Below are 13,134 nucleotides of genomic sequence, written 5' to 3' on the forward strand. Positions count from 1 at the left end.
ATAGCATTCTTTACCATCGATATTTTGTCGGTTTTATGCAGTGACCGCAACCGGACCACCCACCCCGGCCGCCGCCCCTCCCTGGCTTTTCCTTCATTCCGCAAAGCGCCGCGTCGCACCGCCGCACCAGGACCCCAACGACCAGGCCACCGACCAGCCCTGCCAAAGGCGCCAACCCGCAAAGAGCGGCCACCCATGCGCCCACCCCCTACCCCGCACCACCCTCGCCGAGTCTTTAACGGTCACCAACCAAAGACCTCAGCATGCACGCTCGACAGCAGCCGCTGCCCAACCCCAGACCCCAACCCCCGGCGTGCAATCCCCGGCGTGCAATCCCCAGCGCGCAACTCCCAGCGCGCAATCCCCGAAAGTAAGTCCCAACCCGCCAGGCCCGGCCAGCGCGCCGCAGACTGTCTTTTTCATTACTCCGCAAAGCGCCGCGTCACGCCACCGCAACCTAACCGCGAAGGCTGGCCAGTCGACCCGCCCAGCAAGCCAGAACGCCAAGCCGCAACAAGCCGCCACCCATGCGCCCCTACCTCACCCCGCACCGCCCTCGGCGAGCCCTAGCGGTCACCAGCCAAATGTCGCAGCATGCGCGTCCGGCAGCGACTGCCATCCCCAGCTGCCCAGCGAGCCAATCCCGAAGGCCCCGAAACCGAAGCTCAACCCACCTACTCCGGCCACCGCGCCGCAAGACGGCACTTCATCACTCAACAAATCTTCGCGTCTCACCACCACACCACGGCCGTTACCCATCAAGGGATGTTGTAGTGGTCCATGTACTGGCGTTCTGCGGGGGCGAGTCCGACGGCTGGATCGCCGTGGAGCTTCGTCCAGATGCGGTTTTCTATCCAGAAGCGGTAAGCGAACTGCTCAAAGCTCGGGGCACACCAGTAGATCTTTGTGGCGAGGTCGACGGGGTCGAGTTCGGGAGGGTCTTCGTCGTCGGAGCCGAAACCCTCATCCGGCTCGAGGTAGTCGAGATGTTCGGCGAGTTCATAAGAATGCACGACGAAGGCTTCAGCGGAGGGCCGTAGGTAGAGGTACCAGAAGGCGCAGTCCTGTTGGTCACGTAGAAACCGGACGAGATATGCGCCTGGCTCGACCGGGCTGGCCATCGGCCGGGACAGACTGCTCCAGCAGCAGGTGACCGAGACCTTGTCCAACATCCGGCTCAGCTTGGCGTGGGTCTGGAAGGTCACGAAGTCGCGTGGGAGCGCGAGTCCGTACTGCGCCAGGCCCGCGGCGAAGAGGTTCATCACGGCGACCTGCTCGTCGACGATGGGCCCCAGGTCGCCGAACCAGGCGAAGGAACCCGTGAACGCTGAGGCGTCCAAGGCCGGCAGGCCCTCGTAGGGGTAACGCTCGTAAGTCCCGTGGCTGGGCCGATGAACGCCCAGATCGGTCGCGCACCACGTGGCGGGGAACCGCAGGCTCAAGCGCGTGCTCCGTCTCGGACCGGGAACTCGCCGGTCACCTGGCAGGCCCCGGCGTGATCATGCATGGATACATCGTGAGCACGGCCTGGTCCGTGCAGAGATGAGTTTCCTGGTCACATCTCCTTCTGTCGATCCTCTTGGCGCGTTGCTCACCAGAACCCGGTGGGGATCGCTGCCGCAGAAGCCGGGGCCGGGGCAGGTATGACGTGCCGCGACGCCTGGCCGAGCAGCATTTCGCGGTCCTGGCTGCTGTTAGGGGAACTGCGCGCTGCGAGCACTGGCCTGGTCCAGGGCGGTGATGGCGGCTCGCACCTCCGAGCCTTGAAAGGGGAGCCAGAAAGCGGCCCGAGTCCGGCCGCCCGCGGTCGGCGAGCTCAGAACACCATGTGCCGGCCGACGACCACGACACTCCGGCTCGCCCTGGCGTTGATCAGCGGCGACCGCCGGCGATGTCACTTGGCCGATGTCGCTGCTGGAGCGATGCCACCGATCCGCGCGGATCGACCGGCCTTGTTGAAGACTCGGGCGACCGATGATCTATCTGCGCGACGACCACGATAAGTACCGGCGCCTGATGTGTTCCTAGAGCATCAGCCGGTCATCGTCCATCGCGGCACTCCGCACAGGACGGAAGGTGAAGCCGAGGGGATCGCTCCAGAAGCCCGTGGCCTTGCCGGGGCCGGAAACCGTAATGCCGGTCTGTTCCACCGCGTTGACAGCGAAGCCGTCGGCGTATGGGTCGGCAAGGCGCCCGAGGCCGAGGCACCTCACCTCTCCCGCCGTTGTCTTTGCTGTGCCAGCGGACCGGATCAAGTGGGGCGAACTGAGCTGCTGACGTTCCACTGAGGAGAAGCCGCCTCTCGCGTGGGCCCGGTTGCTGGTGATTCTTCGCGATAATCGCCTCCACCATGATCACTGGGATGCCCCGAGAGGCCGCCGATGCTCGCCATCCATGACTTCGCGACCTGGGAGCCGCTGCTGCGTTCCCTGGCGGTGGACCAGACGGGCGGCCTTCCCGCTTCCGGGTGCCATCTGGCGGGACGGATGGGCTCCTACGAGGCGAGCTTGCCCACATCTGTATCGCGGCCTCTGTACTTTTTATTCGAGGGTCGGCAAGAACGAAGCGATGCCATGGAGCGCGTGCGGAGCGCACTCGCCGACATCGGCAACATCAGCGTCCCGTTCGCGGCGGAGATCGATCCGTCCGGGCAGACCGTCCTTCGCCTGTTCACTCCCGGCCCCGCTGTGGGCGACTGCTTCGGGCCGCGTGACGGGACGATCATTCTGGTCGAGGGTGCCGTTCCCGAGCCTTGGCGCCGTCTGCCCGATCCGACGCCCGGGGCGGTGCCGGCCCCGTCGGCGGACCCGGCGCTGGTGGAGCGGACGCTCCGCGCTTTGCTCCCAGACGCCATCGGCGCCACCGAAGCGGAGATCGCCGCCGCGGAAGCGCGCCTCGGCATCACGTTGCCCGCCGAACTCAAAGCGGTCTACCGGGTGACGCGGGAAGGGGACGAAGACACACTCAGACGCACCTTCCATGCGTTCGGCTGCGAGTTCCTCCCACTGGACGAGCTGCACATCGCCGACGCCCTGTCCCGGCCGCGCCCGTGGCAGCAGGCCGCGATGACAGCGGTGATCACCCCGCCCGACGCCGCAGTGCAGGGACTGGTCGGCTCACCGGGCTGGCTCGCCTTCGGCGACAGTGGCGGCGGCGACCGGATCGCGCTCGACCTGACTCCGGGGCCGCGCGGGCACACGGGCCAGGTCATCATGCTCAGCCACGAGGAGGAGATCGGCGCCTATCTGCTCGCCGACTCCCTCACCGATCTGGTGACGGCCCGGCGCAGGGATGACCAGCCCTTCTACCAACGCGACCGGCCGCCGGTCGTGGTCTGGGTCGGCGGCCAGGATCCGGTCGGTGTCCAAGCCGCCGCCCATCCCGAATTGGAGGTCTTGTGGATCCAGTCCCGGAAGGATGAACCGCTCAGCCTCGCCCCCGTCATCGGGCTGCCCCGCCTGCGCTCCCTCAGCGCCGAGCCCGGCACGCTCGCCGACCCGCGGGAGATCGCCGTGCTGACCGGGCTGGAGTTCCTGGCGCTCGGTTCGGAGGAGTGGCGCGTCCTTCTCGACGCCGGGGCCGTCCCGCGCAGCCTGTCGGCCGCCGCCATCGAGACGCGCGGCAACGGGAACCTGCTCCAGGTCGTGGCCGTCGCCAACGAGCTCCTCGCCCTCTGGGACCGCCCGCTGATCACCGAGACCGTCGTCGAGGGCCGCCTCGCCCTGTGATCGCTGGACCGTCCGACCCCGTTCGTACGATCGGCGCATGCCTGATGCCTTCACCGTCCTGTGGACCCATGACACGTGCCGCGCGCTGCGCAAAGCGGGGCGTGTGGGTGAGCGGCCGCCGGTCGCGTTCAGCGGGGTCCACTCGTCTCTGCCGGCCTGGTCGGGGGCCCGCGCGGGGGACGAGGTGTACGCCCTGCACGTCAACCGGGGCACCGTGTTCGTCGTGAGCCGGATGCGGGTGGACGGCGTCGGGCGGCGCGACTGCTGCGGCGCCGCCCCCTCGACATGGCAGGACCCGGGATTCCCCGGGCACGGCGACTGGTCGATGCTCGGCGCCGGCGGCTGCGGTGCGACGGCGGTGCACGTGGACGCGACGCCCGTGCGCTTCGACGTGCCGATCCCCGGCGATCTCCTCGGGCGGCTGACGTGGCGCAACCGGCGAGGGCAGACCCGCGGCCTGAAGCATGTGGTGGACGGCCGCCTGGAGCACGTGATCAGCCTCCAGGGCTTCTACCGCTTGACCTGCGAATCGGCCGAAGAGCTGGCGGAGGTCGCCGACAGCCCTGCACCCGGCCTGGAAGCGTCAATGTGGACGGCGTCCACATAGGTGTGCCATGATCCTGCCACTTATCCCGGCATCGGAACGGAGCCGCAGCGCATGACCACCCCCGTCAAGGGCCCCGCCAGTTACTTCCCCTCGATCGAGGCCAAGTACGGCCGTCCCGTCCAGGACTGGATCGACCTCATCGACGCCTCGCCCCTGACCAAGCACATGGAGCTCGTCGCCTGGCTCAAGTCCGAGCACGGCCTCGGGCACGGCCACGCCAACGCCCTGGTCGCCCACACCCTCGCCGGCCGGAAGTAGGCCGCCGGCCGGGAGGGCGGATGTATCGCGGGCGTATCGAAAAACGCATACGCCACCGCAACGGTCATCCGGCTTCGATGGAGGCATGCCCGAGGATGCAGCAGTGACCGACAGCGAGCCAGGATCGACGATGACGCAGGTGGAGACGGTCGAGGCCGCCCAGGGCGACGCCGGTGCCCGGCGAGCGGGCTTCCGGGTCTGGAAGCGCGGCCCGGTGCTCGCGGCGTCGGCGTTGCTGCTGGGCCTGTCCATGCTGCTGCACGCGTGGATCCCGAACCGGATCGGGAACCTCGGCAGCCTCGTGGAGACCCTCCTGCCGTGGTCCGGCCTGTTCGTGCCGGTGCTGCTGGCCGGGGCGCTGTGGCGCCGCTCGGCCGCCGCGGTGGTCGCGCTGCTGCTGCCGGTCACGGTGTGGCTGTGCCTGTTCGGCGGGCGGCTCGGCGACAGGTCCCACCCCGGCGGCGATCTCACCCTGGTCAGCCACAACGTCGGTGCCGACAACCGCGACCCGGCCGGCACCGCCCGTGGCCTGGCCGCCTCCGGCGCGGACGTGCTGGCCCTGCAGGAGATGACCGAGCAGGCCCGGGGCGCGTATGAGAAGGAGCTGGCGAAGGCGTATCCGTACCACACGGTGCAAGGCACGGTCGGGCTGTGGAGCAGGCTGCCGCTGTCGGACATCCGGCCGGTCGACACCAAGATCGACGCCGGGCCGCTGGCGGCCACCAAGCCGGACCGCGCCAAGATGGCCTACAACCGGGCGCTGCGCGCCACGGTGGCCACGCCGCACGGGCCGCTGGCGGTGTACGTGGCCCATCTGGGGTCCGTGCGGGTGAACCCCCGGGAGGGCTTTTCGACGGGCCACCGCGACCGGGGCGCGCGGGCGCTCGGCGAGGCCGTCGCCGCCGAGCGGAACGAGCGGGTGGTGCTGCTCGGCGACCTGAACGGCACCATGGACGACCGCGCGTTCGCCGGCCTCACCGCGCAGCTGCGCTCGGCCCAGGACGGCTTCGGCTTCACCTGGCCGGCGTCCTTCCCGATGGTGCGGATCGACCAGATCCTGGTCCGCGGCGTGAAGCCGGAGAGCGCGCGGGTGCTGCCGGCCACCGGCAGCGATCACCGGCCGGTGGTGGCCCGGATCGGCTGGTGAGCACGCTCAGTAGCGGTCCAGGCGGTGGGCGTACGGGGCCGGCAGGGTGGGTGTGCCGCCGCCGGGGAACCAGGCCGTGCAGATGTCCTGGTAGGGGGCGGGGATCGATGTGTCGTACGCGTCCTTGAGCGACCAGTGACCGAGGAGCAGCCGGATGAGCGTCCGGTCGTCGGGGATCAGGGTGCCGCGTCGTAGGGCGGCGAAGGCCTCGTCGTGGCTCTGGCCGGCGCGGCGGCGCAGTTCCGGCTCCAGCCGGTCCAGCAGGGGCGCCCGGTTCAAGATGGCGGCCATCATTCCGCCGCTCGGCGGGGTGCTCTGCCGGTACGTGCAGCCCATGCGGCGTGCCACGCGGCCGATGAGGCCGTCGGCCGGTTCCCTGATGGTGAACTCGGCGAGGCGGCGCTGCCAGCACAAGCGGGCGAGGGCCACCAGGAGGTGCCGGGCCGCGGCGGCGTCCTCGGCCACCGCCTCGTCCACCGTCACCGTTCCCAGCGGGTCGCCGAAGGCCCGGCCTTCGAGCACCGCGTAGCCGCCGGTCGGCAGGACGAGGGTGCGCGACCCGGGCTTCCAGGTGCTTTGGGGGACGAGGCGGTTCCAGCCGGGCGCGCGCTCATGGGTCCAGGGCCGTTGCGCGTGCGCGGTGTTGTACAGCCGGATCATCGCCGGGAGGTCCGCCACAGTGCCGGCGGGGACGTCCCCCTCCAGATCGGCCCCCGTCACGGACTCGACGTTGCGCACGGGCACCGTCAGGCCGCCCTCGGCGACCGCCCCGGCGAAGCCGAACCTCTCGTACACCCCCTCGATCCCGTCGGACACGAAGGCGACGTCCACGCGTTGGGCCATGCCGGTCAGCGCCCGGCGGAGGAGGTCGCTCATGTGGCCCTGGCGCCGGAACCGCGGCTCGGTCTCCACCCCGCCGATGCCTTCCACGGGGACGGCCACCGCGCCGAACCGCATCCGGAAGGACACCGCCTCCAGTTCGGCGACCGGCTCGCCGTCCTGCGTGCGCAGCCGGCAGTACCGCGTCCGCAGGCTGCGCACGTCCTGGTCCGCGACCTCGGTGTAACCCGGCACGGTCCGCAGCCTAGAACGGGGCGGGGGCGAGCCGCTCGCCCCCGCCCCGGGTCTCAGCCGTTCCGGGCGACGACCGGGACGTTCTTGGTCTTGCCGACGGCCCAGAGCACCGGGCTGCCCGGGACCGACGCCACGTCCGTCAGGTAGCCGTCGGACGGCACCGGCACCGTGACCTGCGTCCAGGAGTCGCCGTCCAGCCGGTACAGGCCGCCCCAGCGGTTGGGGATGAACTTCCACACCGCGCCGTCCGAGCTGTGCAGCAGCTTGCCGTAGCCGCCCTCGGCCTTCAGGTCCTGCCAGGTCCTGCCGTCCCAGTGGCGGAACATCGGGTTCTGGCCGGAGGCGTCGGTGTACTTGCTGCCCGCGATGTAGACGTCGTCGGCCGCGATGGCCAGCACCTGCTCGACGATGACGCCCTTCTCGACCTCCTCGACCTTGGCCCAGGCGCTGCCGGTCCAGCGCCGCAGGCCCCAGGTGGTGCCGGCCCAGGCGGAGCGGTCGGGCGCGACGGAGATCTCGTGGACGCCGATGCAGCACCGGTCCGGCGGCGCCCCGGCGTCGTGCTGGGTCCACTTGCCGTCCTGGTAGCGGTAGGTCTGCTGCCAGCAGCCGACCCAGAGGCCGTCGCCGGCCGGGTCGGCGACGGGGGTGGTCGGCAGGCACGTCTCGGGCATCGTGACCTTCTTCCAGGCCGTGCCGTCGAAGTGCGCCAGGTAGGCGGCGGAGTCGTTGCTGCTGTTCGGGCGCAGCCGGCCGACGGCCCAGACGTTGGACGGCGAGCCGGCGGCGATGTCGCTGACGACGCCGTCGCCGCCGAAGTCCGGCAGGTCGTAGTTCTTCCACGAACGGCCGTCCCAGCGCGACACCGCGGCCTTCGGCGGCAGGACGTGGACGGTGCCCGCGCCGAAGCCCGGGATCGACCAGTCGATGCCCTGGTAGCCCTGGTAGCCGGAGGCCCACACGTCGGCGGGACCACTGGCCGACACCGCCTCCAGGCCGCTGCGCGGCCAGAAGAACGGGGCGGGCGCGGAGGTGAAGCCGGTGGTCGCGGCCTCGGCCGGGGCGGCGACGGCGGCGGTGAGAAGCAGGGCGGACGCGAACACGGGGGTGGCGAGTCTCATCGGTGCCCTTCCTGAAGGGGGGACCCCGATTCAACAATGCCAGTGATCACTGGCGCAATAGGGCCGGGACGTCAAAGACCGGCCAGTGCGGCGCCGATCGCGGCGGCCACCTCGGGCCGGGCGGTGCGGGCCAGCTCCTGCCAGCCGCGCAGGGCACGGCGGTCGGCGGCCGCCCGGACGGAGTCGGCGGCGGCCGCGGCGTCGGCGGCCCCGAGATCGGCCGGGTCCATCAGGTCGCCGGCCTCCCACTCCAGGCCGGGGGAGAATCCGGGCAGGCCGGTCCGGGAGTTCGCGGGACCGGCGGCGCGGGGGGCGAGCGGGACGAGCAGCCGCCGTGCCGCGCCCGCCCGGTCCCGGTACCGGATCCAGACGACGCGCAGGCGGTCGACCGTGCCGCCGACCTCCAGGACGGGGGCCCGGCCCGCCGGGTCGTGCAGGACGAACAGCACGCCGTTCGGGGCCGCCACCGCGTAGCCCCCCGTGGCGGCGGCGACCACGTTCGTCTCGACGGCCGGCATGGGGAAGGCGCCGGGCCGGGAGTGCGCCAGCAGGTCGAAGGTCCAGCGCCCGGCGGGCAAGCCGGTGAAGACGGCGACGCCCTGCCGGGTGAGCTCGCCGAGGTAGCGGACGGGCAGGCGTGCCGCCCGGGCGCCGGTCGCGCGGGCGGTCAGCCACAGGCCGGCCAGTTCGCCGAGGACGGGATCGGCGGCGTCCGCCCGCAGGGTGACGGTGAACCTGGCACCGGCGGGCCGGGCGGAGGCGGTCAGCGCGATGGCGCCGGTCTCGATCCGGGCGTCGGGCCCGTCCGGCGACAGGCCCCGGGTGCGCAGCCCGCTCAGCGCGTCCCGCATGGCCGCGCGGGCGTCCTCCCGTGCCGCGTCGGCGTGCCGGTCCGCCAGGGCCACCGCGCGGTCCGCCGCGGCCACCGCGCTCGCGGTGTGCTCGTCGAGCCACTGGGCGTCCGCCTCGGGATAGGCGGCGGCGAGGAGTTCGCGGCAGAGCCGCTCGAAGCCGCCGGGCACCGGTTCGTGGGCGTTCATGGCACTCTCCGTCCGGCTCGGCAGTGGGGGCAGCGGGCCAGCAGCGGGGTGAGGTGCAGTATCGCGCCCGACGCCGCCACCGCCTGCTGCATGGCCCGCCTCGACGTCGCCCGCGATTCGACCTCGCGGCAGTCGAGCACCCATCGCACGACGCGTTCCCAATGGTCCTGCGCCCGGTGCCAGTCCTGGTCGTGCAATTTCACATAGGACTCGACGAAGCCGTCCGGGACGGTGAACCCGCAGCGCGCGTAGAGAAGATCCGACAGCAGGGGAATGAGCTCAGCCATCGTCGTCTTCGGGGAAGAGTTCGTCCAATGGCCTGGTGCGCCGGGACGTGATCGCGTTGCTGACCGCGTAGCCGGCCACCGCGCCGACGATTCCGGGGACCAGCAGCCATCCGGCGACCGACAGGAACCAGGCCGGGACCGGGGCGGAGGTGTCGGCGGGCGAGGTGATGCCGATGCTGACGTCATAGGCGCGCCGCCAGCCGATCAGGAAGCCGTTGCCGGTGAAGAGCGCGGCATAGCCGAGCAGCACCGGGATCCCGCGGGTGGACAGCCAGTGGCGCAGGCCGTTGTGCCTTCCCACCGAGCGCAGCCGGCGCCGGACGGCGTGCCGCAGTGGCTCCCTGGGCGGCGGAACGAGATCGGTTCCACCCTGGTGCTCGCCGGTCGGCGTTGGCATGGCCACAGGTTATCGCCTGCCCGCCGAATCGGTGGGCGCATTCACGGGACAATGCCCGGCCGGCCTCCTTACCGTTGTCTCACCCTTATCGTTTTCGGACCCGGGAACAGGTGATCACCGAATATGGCGCCAGCAGGGCGGTGGGCGTTCTGGTCCGGCGGTAAGAACGTTTCCGGTCTCGATTCCCTTCATGAGCTCGAACGGCGCGACAGGAATGGCTCGGTCGACGCGGAGAACAGGCCGCGCGAGCACGAGGTGTGGATCGAGCTCACCGGCGGCCTGTGGTGGGACGCGTGCCGCGACGCCGCCCGTGCCCGCCGCGACCTGCTCGGGGAATGGACGGGCGACCCGGCCGCCTGCTGGGCCCTGCAGCGGCTGGGCGAGGACGATCCCGCTCCCCCCGGCCACGGCGCGGGCGCCGCCGACCGGGCCCTGCACCTCGCCCGCCTCGCGGCCTTCGTGACCGGCGACGGCCCGGAGGACGGGCTGCTCACCGCCATGGTGCGCTCCTGGTCCCAGGCCGCCACCCTCCCGGCCGGCGGGGTGCCCGGCGGCCTCCCCCGCGCCCCCCGGTACCCCCGGGTCCAGCGGGTGGCGGACCTGCTCGCCCCCATGGAGGCCGGGGCGGCGGGGGCCATGGTGTTCTTGCAGGCGCTGTGGCTGGCCGAGGGCCGCCCGCCCGCGGCCCTGCAGCGGCGGGAGATCAAGGTCCTGCTCGCGCCGCAGTGGCCGGACGGGACGGGACTGGTCGGGCGCCTGGAGCTGGAGCTCATGCCGGACGGGCCGCCGGGTTTGTTCCCCGACCCCAGGACCATGGGCATGTTCACCGCCGACGAGGACTTCCAGGAGGCGCTGACCGCCGCGTGGAAGTACCAGACCCAGAACCGGCGGCGCGTCCCGTGCGTGGTCTGGCGGCTGGAGATCGCCGGATATTCCGGGCGGCGGGTCGTCGGGGCCTCCCTCGGCGCCGCGTTCGCGGTCCTGCTGCGCGAACTGCTCGGCCCGCCCCAGCCCGGGACCGTGGCGCTCTCCCGCCTGGCCGCGGCGGGCCGGCTCCTGACCGGCCTGCTGCGCCACCCCTACCCGGGCCACGCCGTCACCGGGGACGTCACCGAGCAGGGCGGGCTGGAGCGGGTCGGCGGCCTGCAGGCCAAGGTCGACCGCGCCGCGGCCGCGAAGCTGACGGTCGTCGCGCCGGAGGCCAACGAGGGCGAGGTGGCCGGCGAGAACATCATCTGGGTCGGGACGGCCGCGCAGGCGCGGCGCCGCCTCTACCGGTTCAACCGGCTGCGCAGCGCCGTCGTCGCGTTGGTCCTCATGGTCGCCTTCGCGGCGACCGCCACCGGCCAGTGGGCGGCGCAGGTCGAGCGGGAGCGCGCGCGGGACGACCAGGACCTGTCGCGGCGGCTCGCCGCGCAGTCGGTCGGCCGTTTCGGCGCGTCGCCCCGCGACTCCATCGCCCTGGCCCTGGCCGCGTGGACGGCCGCGCCCACGCCGGAGGCGCGGGGAGCCCTGCTCACCGCGCACGGCCGCCTGGTCAACGACCGGCTGCAGCGGACCGGCCCCGTCTCCTCGGTCGCGTTCAGCTCCGACGGGCGCCTCCTCGCCACCACCGGGGAGGACCGCTCGGTGCGGCTGTGGGACATGGCCGGCCGCACCCTGGCGGCCACCCTCCCCGGCCGCAGGGTCGCGTTCAGCCCGGACGGCTCGATGATCGCCACCGGGGACGAGACCCGCACCGTCCGGCTCTGGAACGCCGCCGACGCCAAGCCCCTGGCCACGCTGACCGGGCACCCCGGGCCGATCACCTCCCTGGCCTTCAGCCCGGACTCCCGGCTTCTGGCCAGTGTCGGAGGCGACGTCCGGCTGTGGCGGACCGGCGACCGCCGCCTGGCGGCGGCCGTGCCGGTGAAACGGGCGACCGAGGCCGTCTTCGGCAAAAGCGGCCTTCTCGTCGTCGCGGGCGGCCGGGTCGAACTGTTCGGCACGCGCTCCCTGCCAGAGGTGCCGCGGCTCAGGACGCTGTACCACGCCACCGGCTCGCCGGGCATCCTCATCAGCCCCGACGGCCTGAACATGGCGATCACCGGGAACCCCCTGGTGGCGGAGACCACCTGGCTGCGCAGCGCCGAGGACGAGTCCACCGGGGTGCGGCTGGCCGGCGGGCCGGTCACCGCGTTCGCGCCCTCCGGCGACGTCGTCGCCCTCGCCAGGTCCGCGGCCACCGGCGGGCCGCCCATCACGCTCTGGTCCACCGCCGACGGCAACCCGCTCGCCACGCTCGGCGGATTCGGGGAAACGGTCGAGTCGATGGCGTTCAGCCCGGACGGCCGGACGCTGGCGATCGTCGACCTGCACGCCACCGTCACCCTGATCGGCACCGGCCGCCCGCGGGCCGCGGCCGCCCTCGGCGCCGCGATCAACGCCGTCGCGTACGGGGCGGGCGGGCGGATCGCCGCGGCGGGCAGCGGCGACGGCACCGTCACCTGGTGGAACCCGGCCGACCGGGCGGCCGGCGCGGTCCGGGTCGCCGCCCACCGCCACGGCGTGCGGGCCATCGCGATCAGCCCGGACGGCACCACGATGGTCAGCGCGGGCAACGACCGGACCGCCAAGGTCTGGGGCTTCGCCGGCCGCCGCCTCAGGGCGACCCTCACCGCCCACGCCGAACCCGTCGTCGCGGTGGCGTTCAGCCCCGACGGGCGCACCATCGTCACCGCCGACGCCTCCGACAACGCCGTGCTCTGGGACGCGCGCACCTTCCGCAGGCTCCGCGTGCTGCCCCACGCCTTCGGCAACTGGTCCTGGCCCCTGGTCCTGTCCGCGATCGCCTTCAGCCCCGACGGGCACTCCCTCATCGGCGCCGGCGCGGGCGGGGCCATCGACTTCGTCGACGCCGACGGCCACGGGGTGTACGGCCAGTTCAGCAACCCCGGCGGCTTCATCAAGCGGATCAGGGACATCGCGGTGAGCCCCGACGGGAGGACCATCATCAGCGCCGACGCCGACGGGGGGATCACCCGGTGGCCCGTCGGGTCCGTCTATGACGGCGGCAGCCGGACGGGCAGCGGCACCCTGGTGATGAGGGGCGCCGACGCCAACACCGTCGCCTACAGCCCGGACGGCCGGACGATCGCCCTCGGCGGCAACGACCACACGATCCGGCTCCTGGACGCCGCCACCCGCCGGACGACGGGGGTGCTGCAGGGCCACCGCGGCGAGGTGCTCACCCTGTCCTTCCGCCCGGACGGGCGCGGGCTGCTGGCGGGCGACTCCAGCGGCGACGTCCGCGAATGGAACCTCGACCCCGGCCGGGCCGTGCCCGAACTGTGCACCGCCCTCAGCAGGGACGCACGGTCCGGCCTGAGCTCCGGCCTGCCCTACAACCTGGCCGACGGCTGGCAGGAGTTCCTGTCCCGCTTCACGCTGACGGGCACCTGCCACCGGCCGCGGCCAGGTGGGTGAGGCACCAAGG

The 13,134-nt window shown here is 72.4% G+C and carries 12 protein-coding genes; 5 read left to right on the forward strand and 7 right to left on the reverse strand.

The window, feature by feature from the left end; all coding sequences use genetic code 11:
- Positions 1-758: 758 nt before the first annotated feature.
- Both ACRB68_RS26900 and ACRB68_RS40305 read right to left on the reverse strand, forming a co-directional pair.
- Positions 759-1,442 (reverse strand): hypothetical protein, encoded by a 684-nt coding sequence (locus ACRB68_RS26900; protein WP_153537001.1) that lies wholly within the window; start codon positions 1,440-1,442, stop codon positions 759-761.
- 582 nt (positions 1,443-2,024) lie between these two features.
- Complete coding sequence (locus ACRB68_RS40305; protein ID WP_194293455.1) at positions 2,025-2,285, reverse strand: hypothetical protein; 261 nt, start codon at positions 2,283-2,285, stop codon at positions 2,025-2,027.
- A 96-nt stretch (positions 2,286-2,381) separates the two neighbouring features.
- On the opposite strand from ACRB68_RS40305, the gene ACRB68_RS26905 reads away from it, so the two are divergent.
- The 4 genes from ACRB68_RS26905 to ACRB68_RS26920 all read left to right on the forward strand — a co-directional run bounded on the left by ACRB68_RS26905 (position 2,382) and on the right by ACRB68_RS26920 (position 5,740).
- Positions 2,382-3,728, forward strand: a complete 1,347-nt coding sequence (locus ACRB68_RS26905; RefSeq protein ID WP_153537002.1) for an SMI1/KNR4 family protein — start codon at positions 2,382-2,384, stop codon at positions 3,726-3,728.
- 37 nt (positions 3,729-3,765) lie between these two features.
- Positions 3,766-4,335 carry a hypothetical protein gene (locus tag ACRB68_RS26910; RefSeq protein ID WP_153537004.1) on the forward strand — a complete coding sequence of 190 codons (570 nt, stop codon included), beginning with the start codon at positions 3,766-3,768 and terminating at the stop codon, positions 4,333-4,335.
- 51 nt (positions 4,336-4,386) lie between these two features.
- On the forward strand, positions 4,387-4,593 hold the full coding sequence (locus ACRB68_RS26915; protein ID WP_153537006.1) for a DUF4287 domain-containing protein: 207 nt from the start codon (positions 4,387-4,389) through the stop codon (positions 4,591-4,593).
- 130 nt (positions 4,594-4,723) lie between these two features.
- Positions 4,724-5,740 carry an endonuclease/exonuclease/phosphatase family protein gene (locus ACRB68_RS26920; protein ID WP_153537008.1) on the forward strand — a complete coding sequence of 339 codons (1,017 nt, stop codon included), beginning with the start codon at positions 4,724-4,726 and terminating at the stop codon, positions 5,738-5,740.
- Between the two features lie 6 nt (positions 5,741-5,746).
- Here ACRB68_RS26920 and ACRB68_RS26925 read toward each other — a convergent pair whose 3' ends face one another.
- The 5 genes from ACRB68_RS26925 to ACRB68_RS42160 form a co-directional block, all read right to left on the reverse strand.
- Entirely contained in the window at positions 5,747-6,814 is a 1,068-nt protein-coding gene (locus ACRB68_RS26925) for a GNAT family N-acetyltransferase (protein ID WP_207709827.1), read from the reverse strand.
- A 53-nt stretch (positions 6,815-6,867) separates the two neighbouring features.
- Complete coding sequence (locus ACRB68_RS26930) at positions 6,868-7,935, reverse strand: ligand-binding sensor domain-containing protein (protein WP_153537010.1); 1,068 nt, start codon at positions 7,933-7,935, stop codon at positions 6,868-6,870.
- A gap of 71 nt (positions 7,936-8,006) precedes the next feature.
- Entirely contained in the window at positions 8,007-8,975 is a 969-nt protein-coding gene (locus ACRB68_RS26935; RefSeq protein ID WP_153537012.1) for a hypothetical protein, read from the reverse strand.
- Positions 8,972-9,262 carry a DUF6313 family protein gene (locus tag ACRB68_RS42155; protein ID WP_153537014.1) on the reverse strand — a complete coding sequence of 97 codons (291 nt, stop codon included), beginning with the start codon at positions 9,260-9,262 and terminating at the stop codon, positions 8,972-8,974. The genes ACRB68_RS26935 and ACRB68_RS42155 overlap by 4 nt, the downstream gene beginning before the upstream one ends.
- Positions 9,255-9,659: a DUF6313 family protein gene (locus ACRB68_RS42160; RefSeq protein ID WP_153537015.1), complete on the reverse strand. Its 405-nt coding sequence runs from the start codon at positions 9,657-9,659 to the stop codon at positions 9,255-9,257. The genes ACRB68_RS42155 and ACRB68_RS42160 overlap by 8 nt, the downstream gene beginning before the upstream one ends.
- A gap of 123 nt (positions 9,660-9,782) precedes the next feature.
- Here ACRB68_RS42160 and ACRB68_RS26950 point away from each other — a divergent pair, with 123 nt between their 5' ends.
- Positions 9,783-13,124, forward strand: a complete 3,342-nt coding sequence (locus tag ACRB68_RS26950) for a WD40 repeat domain-containing protein (RefSeq protein ID WP_153537017.1) — start codon at positions 9,783-9,785, stop codon at positions 13,122-13,124.
- Positions 13,125-13,134: the final 10 nt, after the last annotated feature.

The organism is Actinomadura macrotermitis (assembly GCF_009604375.1).
In the GTDB taxonomy this organism is placed as follows: domain Bacteria; phylum Actinomycetota; class Actinomycetes; order Streptosporangiales; family Streptosporangiaceae; genus Spirillospora; species Spirillospora macrotermitis.

What these genes read in the sequence shown, in the direction of transcription:
- ACRB68_RS26920 (WP_153537008.1), top strand. Translation starts at nt 4,724, where the DNA reads ATGACGCAGGTGGAGACGGTCGAGGCCGCCCAGGGCGACGCCGGTGCC.
- ACRB68_RS26905 (WP_153537002.1), top strand. Translation starts at nt 2,382, where the DNA reads ATGCTCGCCATCCATGACTTCGCGACCTGGGAGCCGCTGCTGCGTTCC.
- ACRB68_RS26950 (WP_153537017.1), top strand. Translation starts at nt 9,783, where the DNA reads ATGGCGCCAGCAGGGCGGTGGGCGTTCTGGTCCGGCGGTAAGAACGTT.
- ACRB68_RS42155 (WP_153537014.1), bottom strand. Translation starts at nt 9,262, where the DNA reads ATGGCTGAGCTCATTCCCCTGCTGTCGGATCTTCTCTACGCGCGCTGC.
- ACRB68_RS26915 (WP_153537006.1), top strand. Translation starts at nt 4,387, where the DNA reads ATGACCACCCCCGTCAAGGGCCCCGCCAGTTACTTCCCCTCGATCGAG.
- ACRB68_RS42160 (WP_153537015.1), bottom strand. Translation starts at nt 9,659, where the DNA reads ATGCCAACGCCGACCGGCGAGCACCAGGGTGGAACCGATCTCGTTCCG.
- ACRB68_RS26935 (WP_153537012.1), bottom strand. Translation starts at nt 8,975, where the DNA reads ATGAACGCCCACGAACCGGTGCCCGGCGGCTTCGAGCGGCTCTGCCGC.
- ACRB68_RS26930 (WP_153537010.1), bottom strand. Translation starts at nt 7,935, where the DNA reads ATGAGACTCGCCACCCCCGTGTTCGCGTCCGCCCTGCTTCTCACCGCC.
- ACRB68_RS26910 (WP_153537004.1), top strand. Translation starts at nt 3,766, where the DNA reads ATGCCTGATGCCTTCACCGTCCTGTGGACCCATGACACGTGCCGCGCG.